The sequence below is a fragment of the Pseudoalteromonas caenipelagi genome (assembly GCF_013140855.1).
Classification (GTDB): domain Bacteria; phylum Pseudomonadota; class Gammaproteobacteria; order Enterobacterales; family Alteromonadaceae; genus Pseudoalteromonas; species Pseudoalteromonas caenipelagi.
Genome location: NZ_JABBPG010000003.1, coordinates 352049 through 369765, shown reverse-complemented (window position 1 = coordinate 369765; position 17717 = coordinate 352049). Strand labels below are relative to the sequence as shown.

General features: G+C 43.1%; 7 protein-coding genes. 5 read left to right on the top strand and 2 right to left on the bottom strand.

The features are described from left to right. Positions 1–6 precede the first annotated feature (6 nt). Genes HG263_RS10095 through HG263_RS10075 form a run of 5 tightly spaced genes read left to right on the top strand, consistent with a single transcriptional unit; the run spans position 7 to position 14369 of the window. A complete protein-coding gene (locus tag HG263_RS10095; RefSeq protein WP_171625956.1) occupies positions 7–6114 on the top strand; it encodes a type I polyketide synthase in 6108 nt (2035 codons plus the stop codon). Further along, positions 6111–10820, top strand: coding sequence for a non-ribosomal peptide synthetase (locus HG263_RS10090; RefSeq protein ID WP_171625955.1), 4710 nt, complete (start codon positions 6111–6113; stop codon positions 10818–10820). The genes HG263_RS10095 and HG263_RS10090 overlap by 4 nt, the downstream gene beginning before the upstream one ends. Further along, positions 10820–12418 (top strand): carbohydrate-binding protein, encoded by a 1599-nt coding sequence (locus HG263_RS10085; protein WP_171625954.1) that lies wholly within the window; start codon positions 10820–10822, stop codon positions 12416–12418. The genes HG263_RS10090 and HG263_RS10085 overlap by 1 nt, the downstream gene beginning before the upstream one ends. 3 nt (positions 12419–12421) lie before the next feature. Further along, entirely contained in the window at positions 12422–13747 is a 1326-nt protein-coding gene (locus HG263_RS10080; protein ID WP_171625953.1) for an MFS transporter, read from the top strand. Then, on the top strand, positions 13731–14369 hold the full coding sequence (locus HG263_RS10075; RefSeq protein ID WP_171625952.1) for an acyltransferase: 639 nt from the start codon (positions 13731–13733) through the stop codon (positions 14367–14369). The genes HG263_RS10080 and HG263_RS10075 overlap by 17 nt, the downstream gene beginning before the upstream one ends. 124 nt (positions 14370–14493) lie before the next feature. On the opposite strand, the gene HG263_RS10070 is transcribed toward HG263_RS10075, so the two are convergent. Next, entirely contained in the window at positions 14494–16050 is a 1557-nt protein-coding gene (locus HG263_RS10070; protein WP_171625951.1) for a tryptophan halogenase family protein, read from the bottom strand. A 5-nt stretch (positions 16051–16055) separates the two neighbouring features. Continuing rightward, the gene (locus HG263_RS10065) at positions 16056–17609 is read right to left on the bottom strand and encodes a tryptophan halogenase family protein (RefSeq protein WP_171625950.1); all 1554 of its coding nucleotides are present in this window, start codon (positions 17607–17609) and stop codon (positions 16056–16058) included. Positions 17610–17717: the final 108 nt, after the last annotated feature.

The following is a 17717-nucleotide window of genomic DNA, read 5'->3' as shown; positions in this document are numbered from 1 at the left end:
ATTAACATGAATAAAACAGATTTAAACAAAAGCGTATTTTCAAATAAAAATGACATCGCTGTCATTGGTGTTGCGTGCAGACTTCCAGGTGATAACAACCATCCAACTACATTCCATGAATTCTTACTCAATGGCGGCAATGGTATTTCAACAATTCCCGAAGACCGCTGGAGTGTAGATGCCTATTACGATAGTGATAAAACAGCGCAAGGGAAAATGTACGTAAAAAAAGGCGGCTTCTTATCTGGTTTGAGTCAGTTTGATGCCACCTTTTTTGGCATTTCACCAAAGGAAGCCCCCTATATTGACCCTCAACACCGCTGGCTATTGGAAGTCAGTTACGAAGCGATGGAGAACGCTGGACTAGATACAAAACAGCTCAAAGGCAGTGATACGGGCGTATTTATTGGACAATTTATGCATGACTTTGAGCAACTCCAAACCGACTCAAATGCACATGCTCAAATCAGCAATCACTCAGCAACCGGGTCTTCAATGACCTTAACCGCAAATAGGCTCTCATATTGCTATGATTTTCACGGTCCTAGCCTTACGCTCGACACCGCTTGTTCGTCTTCTTTAGTGGCTCTGGATCTCGCGTGCAAGGCGATTCAAAACGGTGATAGCCAAATTGCACTCGCTGGAGGCGTTAATTTGCTACTACGTCCCGAAATGACGATGTCGATTTGTAAAGCATCAATGCTTTCGCCTGATGGTCTATGTAAAAGTTTCGATAGCAGTGCCAACGGATATGTTAGAAGTGAGGGTGTGGCAGTTGCTGTGCTTAAGTCACTTTCTCAAGCAATCACAGATAATGACCCAATCTTAGCCGTGATCAAGGCCAGTGGTACAAACCAAGACGGGCATACCAGCGGGATCACCGTGCCAAATGGTCAAGCTCAACAACAATTACTTAAAAAAACGCTTGCCATTGCGGGATTAAACGGCTCAGACATCGACTATGCAGAAGCCCATGGTACGGGTACTGCAGTAGGCGATCCTATTGAGGTAAATGCGCTGGGCAAAGCCTTAGGTAAAGACCTTGAACGCGCCAAAGACAACCCATGTTTGATTGGCTCGGTAAAAAGTAATATTGGCCATACAGAACCCACTGCGGGACTCGCTGGATTAATTAAAACAATTAACGCGATAAACAGTGGCATGATCCCAAAAAATATTCATTGCCACACGCTTAATCCCGCCATTGATGAATCTGAACTCAATATCAAAATAGTCACAAAAAATACACCATGGCCTGACAAGCCGGGCAAACCACGCAGAGCGATTGTGAATTCATTCGGTTTTGGCGGCACCAATGCCAATGTGGTAATAGAGCAAGCGCCTACCAGCTATGCCACATCTAATCCTAAAACAGATGTTTTACAGCTATTCATCAGCGCAAAATCTGAAAACGCGCTCAAAGAGTCAGCTCGCTTATATTTAAATACAGCTAAGCAACTGGATGAGTCGCAACTTAGAGACCTTTGCATTAATTCAGTATTATTGCGCACGGCACATAGGCATCGTCTTGTCTTTTCGGCTACTGCCCGCTCACAGCTAATACAGCAACTAGAAGACTACATTGGGGAACTGTCGAATAAAGCCATCAGGTATGGCCAAGCGCAACACGATAAAACCACCCCCATTGCCTTTGTTTTTTCAGGGATGGGCACGACTTGGCCGCAAATGGGCATGGAACTTTATAAAAACAATCCAATCTTTAAAGCACAAATCGATAAGATAGATCATGAGCTTAAAAAGTACGTATCTTGGTCTTTAGTAGATGTCATTGCACAACAGTCAGAGCAGATCCACGACACTCAGTATGCGCAGCCTAGCATTTTTGCTATTCAAGTGGCCTTGTACGAAGCGCTCATCGCACAAGGCGTGCGTGTCAATGCCATTGTTGGTCACAGTGCAGGAGAAGTGGCAGCAAGTTACTGTGCGGGAGTGTACAATTTTGTCGACGCAGTAAAGATTGTTTATTACAGAAGCCAGCTGCAGCAAACCACCAGCGGTGAAGGTAAAATGCTTGCTGTTGGTGTTGATGAGGCGACAGCCAAAGCACTTTGTGAGCAATATCAAGGATTAGTATCAATCGCGGCAATTAACAGCGAAACCGCCATTACGCTCTCTGGTGATAGTCAAAGCCTCGAACATATTGCTCAGCAATTGGATGAAGCAGGCCAGTTTGCTAAGTTTTTGAATGTTGACGTTCCTTATCATAGCCCCGCGATGGAAAAGCTAAAGCAACCACTGATTGCAGCATTAGCAGACATTCAACCTCAACCCCCAATTGTGCCAATGTATTCCACCGTGACGGGACTGGCGGCACAATGGCAAAGTTGGACTGGCGAGTATTGGGCCGATAACGTGCGCGACCCAGTTTATTTTTATCAAGCGATACAACAGATACTTGCTGATGGAATCGAATGCTTTATTGAGGTAGCGCCACATGCGGTGCTTAGTCATTCAATAAAGCAAATTTCAACCAATCCAACAACGTTTGCAACGCCCACTCTATCTCGCGCCCAAGATGACCGTCTCCAATTGGCAGCTTGTGTTGCATCGCTCGCCACGGCAGGATTGATGGATGTGGCAACAGCCCTTGCTGTAAATAACTGCAAGCCAAACCACAGTATTACTTTGCCTAACTACCCTTGGCAGCATGAATCATATTGGCTTGAAAACCCGGATGTACAGTTAACTCGCATTGAAAATAAACAAAAAAAAGACGCTTATTTTGATACCGTATTGCCGCTACTTGGCCAACAGCTGATCAGCCAACAGCCCGTTTGGCAAAGTAAATTTGACTTAGCTGAACAAGCATTTCTGTCCGGTCACCAAGTGGGCGAAGATATCATTTACCCAGGTGCGGGTTACATTGAATCAGCATTGCAACTTGCCCGTTTGCAATGGCCAGATGGCAGCATAGAACTCAAAGATATTGAATTTCTAAGACCACTTTTTGTTGAGCCAACCGCCAATATTTTAGAAACACGTCTTAACAGTCAAACTGCGCAACTGACTATCCACTCCTTTAAAAATGATGACTGGCATTTACAAGCACAATGCCAATTAAATCAAAAGCCAAATCTTGCTGTTGCTGGCATGCCTTTGCAACAAGCAAAACTGGCGTTTGCAACACAGCTTGATCAGGCGGCGTTTTACCAGCAATGCCACCAGCTTGGCATGAACTATCAAAACCAATTCCAAAGTGTCACTCAGTGCTACAAAGATGAGCGAACGGTGTTAGTTGAGTTAAATGGGCAAGAAAACACTGACTACATCTTAGACCCAACACTGTTGGATGGTGCTTTTCAAAGCTTCTTCCAACTTGTCGAGCATTCATATTTACCCGTTAAAATTGCCACTGTGCGTGTACATAAAACACCTTCACCCCGCTGTTTTGCCAAGTTAACAGTGGCATACATTAATCCAGTATCTAGTAAAGGTGACATAGACATATTCGATATTGATGGTCGTCTGTGTGTACAGGTCCAAGGCATTGAACTGCGCAGCAACACTGCTGAGCGTCATGACCCAAACACAGAATTAAAATATCACTATACATGGGCAAATTTGAGCATTGCTGAGGGGCTGCCTGAAGTTCAAAGCCATCCAGCCACCTTACTGCTCAGCTCAGAGCACCCTCAGCAACTAAGTGACTTGCCAGGTATCATTTCATCCACCCCTTTATCTGTAGCAAGTTTGGAAACTGAGCTTAGCCAACAAACAGCTCATATTCAGCGGGTTATTATCGATTTGCGTTCGCTCAGTCATGTTACTCTAAGCAACTTATCTGCAGAGATTGACCAGCAACAAGCATTTGTACAACCACTACAAGTATTACAGGCACTGCAAGCCCAGCAATGGCAAAAAGCGCTTGAAATTGTACTTATTACTCAAGGGGCTTACGCACCATCTCAATGCACTGTAGAGCCGACACAAACTGCATTGTGGGGATTAGGCCGAGTGTTTGCATCTGAAAACCAGCAATTTAATACTGTGTTACTAGATTTAGATGACAATCAAAGCTCACAGCAAGTACTACAACACCTGCTGCAGCAGTCGCAGTTACGCGATGCTGAAATAGCGATACACCAAGGGGCAGCCTATTCGCATCAATTACAAGCATTAACTACCTTTGCTTGCCTAAATGATACGTTGTATCCTGTATTGCCTTCAGAGCCAAACCACTATCAATGGCAGTTTGTTGATGAACAATGGCTTGCGATAAAACAGCCGCTATCTCAAGAGCATGACTTGGCACAAGTCCACTTAATTGCAACATCGCCGCACGCGCTCACCGGGCAGCTAACACCTGCCCTTTACTTATTAACGGATAATCATGATAACCCACTACTTAGCGTGGCATTTGAAGGGCTAACCAGTTATTTAGATACTGATATCCCACTTATCTCACTTGCCAATGGCAAACTTGATTGGCTAACAAACAACATCGCTGCGGTACACAATACACTTGCGTTGCAGCTGGGTATAGAAGCCCTTAACCCTCGCTCTGCCATTGCCTTTTATGCCCCATCCCATCTGGCTGACCTGGCAACGGTTAGGCTATTAAAATCATCAGGACATACCGTTCATATTATTGAAGAAGAACAGCTTGAGCAGTTTGATGGTTTGATTGAAACACTTATCTGGTGCAGTGACACAATTCCCTCATCATCGTTAGCACACAAACTGCAATATGGCGCACACGTGATCAGCCTAAAATCCTCGATAAGTGTCACCCATTTACCTGACAACTGCTCCTTCATAAGGCCAACCTTAACGCTTGCTGCCCAGTTAAGCAAAGCTGAGTTGACCAACAAGTTAAGCAATATCGTCGATACGCTGACAAACTTTGACACGCCATCGGGTACCCAAACAATTGAAATGCCTAATATACCCTCACAGGAGCTAAGTGACGCTGTCACCATTTCGATGGCGCAAGCGCCAAAAAAATTGTATCAGCGCCAAAACACCTCTACCCCTTTCAAAGAGGCCAGCTACTTGGTAACAGGAGGGCAAGGAGGGATTGGCCTTGAAGTGGTGCAATGGCTAATAAAACAAGGTGCTAGCCAAGTGTTTGTAACAGGCAGAAGTGCGCTAAATGAGCAACTTGCTAGCGTGATAAACCGCGCCCGCGAGCACCACTGTACGATTGAGTATATTCAGGCTGACATTAGTCAACGTGAGGACGTCACTCGACTCATGTCGGATATTCAACACGCTTCTTCTCCATTGAAGGGTATATTTCATGCCGCGGGTGTGCTCAAAGATGCCACCTTTAGCCAACAAAGCCCAGAACACATGAGCGCAGTGCTGGCACCAAAAGTCAATGGTGCATGGTATCTTCACCAAGCTACACTGGATAGCGAACTTGATTACTTTGTTTGCTTCTCTTCTATTGCTGCGATGGTTGGCTGGGCAGGACAAGCCAACTATGCAACCGCCAATGCATTTATGGATGGCTTGTGTGCCGCCCGTAAGCAACAAGGGCTCAATGCCACAAGCCTTAACTGGGGCCCATGGCTAGAAGCTGGTATGGCAGCACAACTCGCTGAACACGAGCGCTTGCAAATGGAGCGTTCAGGTATGTATGCGCTGTCGTCTTTAGAGGGGGTTACTGAGCTTGAACATGCATTGTCATGTGCCACAGCCCAAATAGGTATATTTAAAGTAGATTGGCAAAATGCCAAGTTAGTTGGCAGCCAACCAAGCGCGCGCAGTGTTTACACGCAGTTACTCCCAGAGCAAACAACTGACACTGAAAATACCATAAAAACACAGCTGACCAACGCGTCTTCATCCCAAAGAAGCCTCTTACTGGTAGCGGCTGTTAAAACTGAGCTTGCGGGCGTGCTTGGTTTGAGCGACCCAGAGCACATAGAAGTTAACACCAGTGTGTTTGACTATGGTCTGAACTCTTTGATGGCCATTGATTTAAAGCAGCGCTTACAAGCCTTTAGCGACAGCCCTTTGCCCGCCTCAATTGTAATGAAACATGACTCAGTAAGTAAGCTTGCCGAGTATATCGGTGCGTTATACAACGAGGCAACACAGTCAATTGATCAAGTGTCTGAAGAACAAGTAGTGACGGTGACACTATGAGCATTGAAGTATTAATTGCAAAATGTCAGCAGCAAGGAATCTCTTTTTCACTAAAAGAAAATGCCCAGCTCGACTTACATGCCAAAGCTCAGCCCAGTGCTGAGCTTGTGGCACAGCTTAAACAACACAAAACCGAGATCATATCGTACTTACAACGCCACAAACTTAGCCAGCTAGAAAAAGCACTGGCTCAACCTATTGCAGCCTCTTCGGCAACGCGTGGCGTAGTGTCATTTCAACAGCAAAGAATGTGGCTAGTAGACACTCTCAGAAGTGGCGCCATTGAATATCACCTGGCGCGTAGCTTTGTTATGAAAGGCCCGCTACAACTGGCAACATTCCAACAAGCGCTCACTCATGTGATTGACCAAAATGAGGTATTAAAAACAACGTATGCTAAGCATGGTGATACTTTATATCAACATGTGATGCCTGACTTTGAACTGCCTCTGAGCATCGTCGACCACACGCTACAGCACGTTACACCAAACCGTGATAACACCAATATTATCACGCAGTTTATAAATAGGCCGTTTAATTTGAGCAGTGAACCACCACTAAGATTGTTACTGCAAAAGTATTCTTCTGAACACTTTGAGCTAACCATTGTCATTCATCATATTGCGGCCGATGGCTGGTCAATCGCACTATTTTGTCAACACATCGCTGTTCATTATGCAGGGCTACAAAGCCAAAAAACGCTCCCTGTTCAACCAAACAAATTGCGATATATCGATTTTGCATGTTGGCAAAGACATATGCTCAACGAGCAAAATCTGGCACTACTTGCTCAATGGTGGCAAAACAGGCTAAAAGACTGCCAGCCCAACGTAACTTTTGCTCTTGACAACCCAAGGGCACAACACATGGCCATATCCGCAAAGTTACATGTCAGTCATATTGACAGTGAGCTTTGCGGCAAAATTGAAGATCTGGCAAAACAACTCGGTACAACACCGTTTACCATCATTTATAGTGCGTTTAGCATCTTATTGGCATTTCATGGTAATGAGACTGACACGCTGATCGGCACGCCCATTGCCAATAGGGAACATGAGCAAACCAGCGAGCTCATTGGCTTTATTGCGAACACCGTACTGCTTAGACATCAAGTTGACTATACGCAAAGCTTTAGCAACTGCGTTACCAAAGTAAAAAGCATTATGACAGATGCGTTTGCACATTCGCAGTTACCGTTTGAAGTGCTGTTAGATAGCTTAGATGTGCCGCGTCATGCCAATCAACCGCCTTTAATTAATGTATTTTTGGCAATGCACAATATGAAAGCCATCGTGCCAGAGTTACAAGGGGTAGACATTACGCCGTCCGAAAATCAGCATAGATTGGCAAAATTTGATATCACACTGGATATATACGCTCAAGCTAATGCCCTATCGCTGGAATGGGAGTATGCGGCTGAGTTGTTTGAAAAAACATCCATTGAACAGCTAGCACAATCATTTGAGCACTTGCTCACACAACTACTCTCACATCCAAATGACACCATACAGTCTCTTGATTTACTCAGCTATTTGCAGGCAGATAAATTAATGGCTGATTGGCAAGGCGCTGTACGCGACTATTCGCACTTAAAAACGCTGCCTGATGCGCTTTTGCATATATTCACGCACTTTCCCGAATGCAAAGTGGTTGAAGACCCTGATACGTCGTTAAATTATCGCCAATTTACGCATTTAATTGAGCAATATACACACGCACTTTTGCAGCAGAAGCTAGGTGATAACAGCATCATTGGCGTGTGTTGCAAGCGCAGCATTAACATGCTGGCAATGATGATAGCAGTATGGCGCAGCGGCCACGCCTACCTACCTCTCGATCCACACTATCCAAAAGCCAGATTGCGTTACATGCTTGAAGATACACAAGCCCCCTTGGTACTTTGTGACAATACTAATTACAACTATGCCTGCGAATTACATGAAAACGTGCGTGCTTGCGAAACATTGCAGGCAGCCGGCAAACATACTCTCACAGACATAACCCCTACTCACACGGCTTACATCATCTACACCTCGGGCTCTACGGGTAAACCCAAAGGCGTTTTAATCAATCATGCATCACTGCTCAATTTTGTTGCTGCTATGGTGGAGACACTTGAGCTAAACAAACAAACACGCGCATTGGCAATTACGTCTATCTCATTTGATATTCATATTCTAGAGCTCTTTGCGCCACTACTTTGTAATGGGTATGTATACATAGCAAATTCTGAGCAAAGTAAAGATCCGCAACAATTACAAAATATCATCACCGAGCAACAGCTAAACTTAGTACAAGCAACCCCAACAACATGGAAAATGTTGCAACAGTTCGATGTAAAGCTCAACCCTAATAGCCATGCTCTGAGTGGTGGAGAGCCGCTCAATAAAGAACTACTTGAATACTTTTTTTCTCAACCCGTTTGTCTTTGGAATATGTATGGGCCAACGGAAACAACGGTTTGGTCTGCCTTGACAGAATTAAGCCCCTCTGAGGACATTCACCTCGGTACCCCCATCGCCAATACGCAGTTTTACATCGTAAACAATCAGCTCCAACTGGTGCCCTCTGGTACTTCAGGAGAGCTATTGATAGCGGGTGACGGGTTAGCAATTGGCTACCTCAACCGAGATGAAGAAACACAGCAAAGATTTATTGACTTACCTTTGCCTGCTGGCAAAGTAGTTCGCGCCTATAGAACCGGTGATTTAGTCAAAGTTAATCAACATGGGCAGCTACTTTGCCTTGGACGAATTGACCAGCAGATCAAACTTAATGGCTTTAGAATTGAAGTATCTGAAATTGAATCGGTTCTTATGCAACACTTTGCTGTACAAGCGGCGGCTGTTGTGCTTAGTGAACATAACAAGCTGGTTGCCTATATTGTAGCTGAATCATTTTCTGAGCAGCTTGTTAGTCAATTACACGCGCAACTCAACACGCTACTGCCGACTTATATGTGTCCTCAACATATCATCGCAATTGACGCCCTACCAAAAACCCCTAATAACAAAACCGATCGAACCAAGTTGGCTCAAATGACCGTTGTAGAGCAGTTAAATTTACACGACTCAACACAGCTAGAATCCTACCCATCAGAAATCGTCGTTTTGTGGCAGAAAAAATTACAAAAAACGGATATATACCCCCATATGTCATTTTTTGAGCAAGGTGGAAACTCAATCCAATTTATTGACCTACTTTCCTCAATCAGCCATGCAACGGGCAAATCGTTGGTAATTAAAACGCTACTTGCTAATCCAACGCTTGATCACATGCACAACCTATTAATGAAACAGCAGACACAAACATGCGACATTGATTTGATAGCGCCAGTTGAGCAACATCCAAGCTGGCAGCATGAGACTATCTACATACCAAGCTTGCCAAATCGGCAGTTCTTTTTATCTTGTGGGGGCAAGCACCATCTATGGATGGTAAATCATTCGATAGTACTCAATGATCTCCAGAACAAGCTCTCTTTTGAGTTAATTACCCAAGCTATGTTGCGCTTGATTGCACATCACCCAGCGCTACGCACAGGTTTTAAGCTTGATCGATTTCAGGAATATATCTGTGATTTGCAATCCATATTAGCTCAAAAGATTTGTTTTGACCTATCCGCGTTGTCTCGTGACGATGATATAAGCAATGCTATTGAGCGAGAGATCTCATCAATTCGTTTAAATACACCACTTATACGCCTGTTCTTCGTTAAACGAAACGATCGAGTGTTTTTGACACTCTCATTACACCACGTTGTATTCGATGGCTTTAGCATGGCTGTCTTGACCAGAAATTTCATTACGATTGTCGAAGCTATGATGAATACACAACAATCAGTAACGCTAAGTACAGATAACTACATTAAGTATATCCTTGCCTTTACTGATTACTTTCGCCAGCCTTTACAAATTGGAACACAACAAAACTGGCAAGCTGATTTGGCCTTTTGGCAGCAAAGTGCAAAGCACCAAGCACCACGGATGTTCAGCATAGAAGCAACATTTAAAGCCAACATGAAGCCACATCACGCAAGCGAAAGTGCGTCCATCCCTAGTGACATCACGCAACGTATTAAAGCCGATGTAAGCAAACAACACACTATTCGCGAGTCTGATATTCATACCGCTGCTATTGCACGCGCACTACAAAGAACCTTCAATTTGGGTAACGTCAGCATAGAGCTTTCACAGTTTAACCGCGCGCACAGCGAAATCAGCGTGAATGCGAACACTACGGTTGGATATCTGGTGTCACCGTTTGTCCTATCAATCACGGCCGATGCTTTGCAAACACAACACAGCGCAGTAAATTTTGTTGCTCAATTTATGCAACAAGCACCACATAATGCAATCGGGCATAACGCATTGATTCACCTTAATGAAGATGAAAAGTTGTTACAGCAACTAGCGCCAATAGCAACCCCAGATTTTAACTACAACTATCAAGGCGAACTCAGTACCGAGTTAAACACACAGCTACTCGCTTCCTCACTCACTGACAAAGAAACTGCGCTTAAACAAGCCATTGTGCATGTATACGCAGACGAAGACTTTAGTAGCCCACACAGCTTGTACATATCTACCTACTTTGAAAACAAACAACAATATATTTTTATCGGTTATAGCAATGCTCTATTTGAACAACAACAAATTACCTCGCTGATAAATAATTACTTAAACTTTTTGGAAGGACCAATGTAATGAAGTATATCTACCTCGGAATTTTGCTATTAAGTAGCAGTGTGCTTGCGAACGTAACGCACGTGAATTTTCAGCTACCTAACTACTATTCGTCTGATTTATTCTACCAACAGCTGGATATCGACAAACCAATGTATGATGATGTGAAAGCGCTTTATTTAACGCTTCAACAAAATAACCAAAATCAATCTTTGGATAAATTGCTGAGCATTCAATATATGCGCTCCCCGATCAGCCAGCCCATTATTACGCTGTCAGCAGTTCGCCACCTGAGCGTTTCATTACTGGCCAATAACAATGTTACGCCAGAATCTTTCGAGCACAGTGTGCTAGCGCTCTACTACCTTGAGCGTCTTGCATTAGTTGCCCCCGATCCGCAGTGGGCTATCGATGCTCAGCGTAAGCTCGCTCGACAAGTTAATAAAGCACTTAGTTATGACTCTTTAAATGTTAAAGAAGATCTCACTAGCCACGCTAACTTTCATAACGCCTTTAATAAAAACCCTGACAATGCCGTATCAAGTGGCACTGCTTTAGTTGCAAGTCTCATAGATGACCCAGGAAACATAATAACCCTTACTTTGCTTACAGCATCGAGGCTATGGCTTGGTGGTGAAGCAAGTTACGATGACCCTAGTACACTTAATTACTTTATCCTTACTAGCTTTTACAGCAACAGAGCGCTAACAATGGCGCATAAGCTTGAAAATCATTTTCTCGCGGATCCTGACAACTACAAGCCGATGCGACTCGCATCTTTGCTTGGTGGTTGGAATACGCTGCCTAGACGATGGCTCGCAAAGCTTCATGGCGACAAGCAAAGTCAATGGCTCATAGAACAGGAGCAAACACACTGGTTTAATATCAATCCAGGGTTCCATTCCATCACTTTTGCATCGGGATATTTTAACGAACCACAATATTTCGTTACAGGCTTCGGCTATATCATGCAAGGGCTAAATGCCTGTAATCAAGACTTAACCTTTAGAAGTTGCTCTGACAATCCACGGTTTTCATTTAACCGTTTAGTATTTATTAGTAGCTTTATTGACTATGCGATAAAAGCTGGCGACTTCAATACCGCCAACAGTTTGCTAAATGTTAAACACTGGCCTGATTTTCATTTTCCACAATGGCACATAGGCCATTCAGCCTTTGCACAAAGAGAACACAACATGGTTGAGCTTCATGAACGTTGGAACAATGATATCCGTGACGACGACGAGGCTTTTATCACCACCACCAAAAGACAGTGGGGAGATGATACGATGACCTGCCAAACGTGCCACCAGCAACAAGGGCGCACTTGGACAAAAGAACAAGAAGATGAGGCTAAAAATCCACCATCGAGTGTAGACGTAATAGGCCAGTGGCCAAGTGTAACAACCAGCTGGACCTCCAGTGTACAAGCATTTATTGACTGTACCAAAACCGAAACATGGAACAGCCAAGTTGTTTACCAAGCAAGCGATAGAATCCAATTCCAACATGCGCTCTACGAAGCGAAGTGGTGGACAAAATCTGAACAACCTAATTTATCGAATCAGTTCGACGTATGGCAGTTTATTGGCTTTTGTCATGAAGGAAGTTCACAGTAACTCATGATAGAACTAGTTAAAAATAATGAGTTCAGGCTCCATTGGGTTGGCATGTTGCTAACCCAAATTGGTGCTTACTTTACCTTAATTGCGTTGCCATGGCTGACTCTTGAAGTGACTAACAATGACCCAATGCTACTAGCAATTGTGATGGCATGTTTTGGCGTGCCACATAGTGTTTTTATTCTTATAGGAGGCGTATTTAGCGACAGATTGACTCCGTTGACAGTTATCCGAATTGGCAGGCTTGGTTTTGCGCTATGTACATTGGTATTTTCGGCTTCCTTAGTGTTGTGGTCACCAAATATTCTCATGCTTATTACGTTTGCCATCACAGCTGGCAGCTTTTCGGCACTTTGCTTTCCGGCTAATCAATCGATTATTCCGCATATAGTGCCAAGCACAAGCATTATGACAGCTAACGTACTGACGATGGGAGGAAACTTTATCATTCAATCGTTTGCTCCGGTACTTGTGGGATTATGCTTATTGTGGGCGAAGTCTTTTATTACGACGACCATACCGAGCCAAATAGAGCATTATCACCTGACATTCGCATTTTTTGTTGACGCTATGCTCGTGCTACTCGCATCTACCTGCTCCATGTTGATGCGAACTCAAAAAAAGCCAACCAGCCATGACATAAAGGTAACAACCAAACTACACCAATCAATTATAGATAGTTTTAGATATACCTTTGAGCACCCCAATTTAAGCTTAATTGTCAGCTATCTTATGCTTATTTCAATTTTAATATATGGCCCCTTGGTCATCTTTATTCCCTATTTAGCCAAAGTACATCTAGTAAGCAATGAAGCCGGACTAAGCTACTTATTTGCCAGTCAGGGCGTGGGCACTTTTATCGGTGCAATGCTGGTAAGTGTACTAAAGCCTAAAATGCGCTATCTAGGCATGTATATATTGGGGTTAGATCTGTTCGCTGCCATCGCTTTTATTTGTCTTGGCTTTCAAAGCTCGCAAATAACGATATGTATCCTGTTAATGGTGCTCGGCTGTACAACTGGCTTTGCGATAGTAGCAGGCACAACTTGGTATCAGTTACATGTACCAATGAATAAGCTATCAAGCGCCATTGGTATCGTGCTATTTTCTGTGCACGGATTAGTGCCAATTTCGTCAATTACACTGGGAACACTACTTGACGTTGTCGATATCAAAACAGCAACTTCAATACTCGGAGGGCTTGCTGTAGCCGCTTGCATCATGGGCTTGAGCTTCAAAAGAGTTCGCAATATGGGACAAGTTAATAACCAAAGTAATTCTGAAACACTATCATTTGAAAGGACCTCTAATGGCAAAGTTTGTTAATCACTTTTTTCCTACGGTTTCTGTATCACCCATTGATGAACTTCGTGATACTGGAGTGGTATTTAAAAGTACGCCTCAACTGCTAGGAACGCCTCGATTCGCTTACGCTGAAATATATGAGCACACCGAGCAGCCACCAAAGCGCATCACATTAGCAGAGTTTCAACACAATATAGTCTTTGGCACAGATGCATTTTTAGACTCTAGCAATGCAGCGGCATTTCCCAACGATGTAGTGAAATTGACTATTGTCAAACGTCCCAATTGTAATGCTGGGAAAATCACCATTGGCAACAATGCCTGTTTACAAGGCACAGCCATTGTCAGCTACGAGTCGGTAACAATAGGTGATAATGCTTTGTTTGGTCCAAATGTGGTGATCATGGACTGTGATGGTCACACGCTAACTGGCAGAAAAGATGCTGACGAAGTCAGTCGACTAATCACCAAACCGGTAAGCATTGGCAACAATGTTTGGATTGGTTATGGCGCAATTATCACCAAAGGCGTATCAATAGGAGATAATGCCGTTATTGGCGCCGGTAGCGTGGTACACAAAAATGTCCCAAGCAATACCGTTTATGCTGGAAATCCAGCGCAATTTATCAAACACATTGATTGAAAGTACAGTCGGTAAACGATTGCGCTCAGCCAGTAAATTATACTTGTTTTTACATAACTACACACAATCAATCGATGAGCAACAGCGCGTTGTTGCCCATCGTTTAACCTCTCATTAGCATGGCTTATATTTTTGACAAACCATTTTTTAAGATCTTTTCTAATAAGTCTCTGTTGGTAGGTAAAAGGCTAGACAAGTGTTCATTTAACCGCGCAACGTCGTTAAACTTTTTATTTGCCAGCTGAGCATGTACATAAGACGAATGCTTCAATTGCAGGTCTGTGTTATATTTCAAGCCGTACAATACGAACAAGTAACTGTCTAACACAAATGGTTCAAAGGCATAGTCAAAATCATATTTTGAAGGCACATTGTAGCGCCAATGCTGTAATTTTTGTTGTAACGATTGAGGTATACTACTTTGGGCAACATTGTCTACCCAATACTGCGTATCTCGCCTTTGCGAAATACAATAATGCAGCTTAATAAAGTCAACACTCTTTTCCCACCTTAATGTGAATGTATCGTTAAACTGTTTTTCAACGTACTCTAACTCACTCACATGGCGTGGAAATTGCTCTGCAATCATGTTCACAGCCGCTTCAATTAAAAAGATAGCTGATGCCTCTAGCGGCTCTATAAATGCCGCTGACATACCGACCGCAACACAGTTTTTATGCCAAAATTTTTGTCGATATCCTAAATTTAAAGACAGTTTACGAATGCTCAAATCACTTTCAGGCATGCCTAAGTAATCGACTAGCGTAGAATATGCATGCTCTTCACTGGTATGCGCACTACTGTAAACATAACCAACACCTCGACGATTTTGCAAACCAATATCCCATGTCCAACCATGCGCTTGAGCCGTTGCTATGGTATTAGAGGCTATCGGTGAATCAGCTTTTTCATAGGGCACCTGCACGGCAAGCGCAGTATCATTAAATATGATATCAGAGATGCTTTTCCACTTAATACCCAGTGCTTCGCCAAGTACAATAGCTTTGCTTCCAGAGCAATCAATAAAAAAATCGCCTGCAACGGTGCCATGCGTATCAGTATCTACTGACTTAACAAACCCTGCTGTATCTACGTGAACATGATGAATATTCGCTTGTATATGGTGAACACCTAACTTTACAGCGTGCTTAGTTAATAGTTTTGCAAACTTATTGGCATTTAGGTGGTAAGAATAATTTAAAATCGCGTCGTATTGAGGGGTCGTAATACTTTTGGGTGCGAACCCTTGTGACGAGATATAGCTTTGAGTCGCACAAGCTAAATCATAAGGCTGTTTGTTTTCTGCCTCATCTAATAGCCAATAAGGCGCTAGGTTAAAATCATACGCAGCATGAAACGTTGCATTAAGTGGATGGAAATAGCTATGCTTGCCAATTTTCGCTGGATCTTGATACCAATTTACAAATTCCGCTCCTTGCTTAAAGCTTGCGTCACATTCTTTAATAAACTCATCTTCAGCAATACCAATTTCTTGTAGGGTTTTCCTGATTGTTGGCCATGTCCCTTCCCCAACACCAATGATTGGAATATCAGGGGATTCAACCAAAGTAATGCTAACGCCATCTTGGCTTGACGCATTTAGCTTTTTGGCCAGTAAAGCTGCACTTATCCAGCCAGCTGTGCCACCACCTACAATCACTATGTTATTAATTTGGTTCATCGAATTTATACCTTGCTGAAACTAAATGAAGACAACTTGTTTAAGAGCTCTCTGTTGCTTGGTAGGTCTCGAATCAACATATCCTTGTACTTCTCTATTTGGCCGAAAGCCCTTTTTGCATTGTCGATGTCTGAGTACTTGGTCTCGCCTGCTGACAAATCTTGGTTAAAGTTCATACCGTTTAGCACGTATTGATAGCTTTCCATTGGGAATGGATCATAAACATGCGAAAAATCATAGGGGCTAACCGGCTCTGTAGCCCACTGCTCAAGAGAATCCTGTAAGGATTGTGGTATAGAGTCTTTATTTTTATTTTTTACCCAAAAAGGTTCATCTCGTTCCGAAAGCACATAATGCAATTTAATAAAGTCAATTGTTCGGTTCCATCTGAATAAAAACGACTCGTTAAATTTATTTGCAACTATGTTTAGTAAAGACTTTTTCTTAGGGAGTTGATCAGCAAGCATATTCGAAGCCGCTTCTATTAAAAAAATAGCGGATGCTTCCAGAGGCTCAACAAACGCAGCGGACATGCCGATTGCGACACAATTTTTATGCCAAAACTTTTCTCGGTAACCTACATTCATCTTAACTAATTTAGCGGGTAAATTGTGTGCATCTTCACCGATATACTCGCGTAATAGTTTCTCAGCCTGCTCGTGTGACATAAACTCAGAACTATAAACATGGCCTACTCCGCGACGGTTTTGTAAACCAATATCCCATATCCAACCCGCTTCTTGTGCTGTAGAGATAGTACAGCTATTTATGTCGCATTGAGGATCGTTATAAGGCACTTGAATCGCTACTGCATAATCAGTAAACAATACATCCGATACTGATTTAAAAGGCACCCCAAGTGTTTGCCCTAAAAGTAAACATGAAAAGCCTGAGCAATCGACAAAGAAATCACCAGCAACTTCGCCAAATTGGTCGGTCATAACGCCAGTTATGCCGTCAGTGTCAGTCATAACATCTGTCACATTACAAGACAAAAATTTTACACCCAACTTTTCAATAGCATGCTTTTTCAAAAGCTCGGCAAATTTCCCCGCATCTAAGTGATAAGCATAGCTTTGAATACCATCATAAGCTTTTGATGTAATTGCTTTTGGGGCTTTACATAAATCTGACAAGTAGCCTTGCGTACTCACCGCTTCAGCGTACGACTTTGTCCCTGCATACCCTAATCGCCAGTATGGTGATAAATTAAATTCTGCGGGATCTGCAATAGAAGAAAATAGGTGATAATAGTGGTTGTTCGTGGTTGTAGGTGCGGCTTTCCAATTTACAAATTTACTGCCTTGTTTGAAAGATGCGTTACAAGTTCTGATAAACTCACTTTCGTCAATACCAAGCGATGCTAAGGTCTTTCTCATTGTTGGCCAAGTTCCTTCGCCAACGCCTATGGTAGGAATATCAGGAGACTCGATTAACGTGACAGATACAGCACCTTCAGACGTGCTATTAAAACGTTTTGCCAATTTGGCTGCGGTTATCCACCCAGCAGTGCCACCACCAACAACGACGACTGAACCGATTGTTTCATTTACTTCCATCGTACACCTTTAATTTTTCTATTTCGAAAATGGCCCTACTATTTAGCTCAGATTAAAAAGGGAAGGCAAGCCTTCCCTTTACTTATTTCCTTATATCTTTAATTCCAA

Excerpts from the sequence above, each read along its gene's own strand:
- HG263_RS10095 (WP_171625956.1), top strand. The coding sequence starts at position 7 with ATGAATAAAACAGATTTAAACAAAAGCGTATTTTCAAATAAAAATGAC.
- HG263_RS10090 (WP_171625955.1), top strand. The coding sequence starts at position 6,111 with ATGAGCATTGAAGTATTAATTGCAAAATGTCAGCAGCAAGGAATCTCT.
- HG263_RS10085 (WP_171625954.1), top strand. The coding sequence starts at position 10,820 with ATGAAGTATATCTACCTCGGAATTTTGCTATTAAGTAGCAGTGTGCTT.
- HG263_RS10080 (WP_171625953.1), top strand. The coding sequence starts at position 12,422 with ATGATAGAACTAGTTAAAAATAATGAGTTCAGGCTCCATTGGGTTGGC.
- HG263_RS10075 (WP_171625952.1), top strand. The coding sequence starts at position 13,731 with ATGGCAAAGTTTGTTAATCACTTTTTTCCTACGGTTTCTGTATCACCC.
- HG263_RS10070 (WP_171625951.1), bottom strand. The coding sequence starts at position 16,050 with ATGAACCAAATTAATAACATAGTGATTGTAGGTGGTGGCACAGCTGGC.
- HG263_RS10065 (WP_171625950.1), bottom strand. The coding sequence starts at position 17,609 with ATGGAAGTAAATGAAACAATCGGTTCAGTCGTCGTTGTTGGTGGTGGC.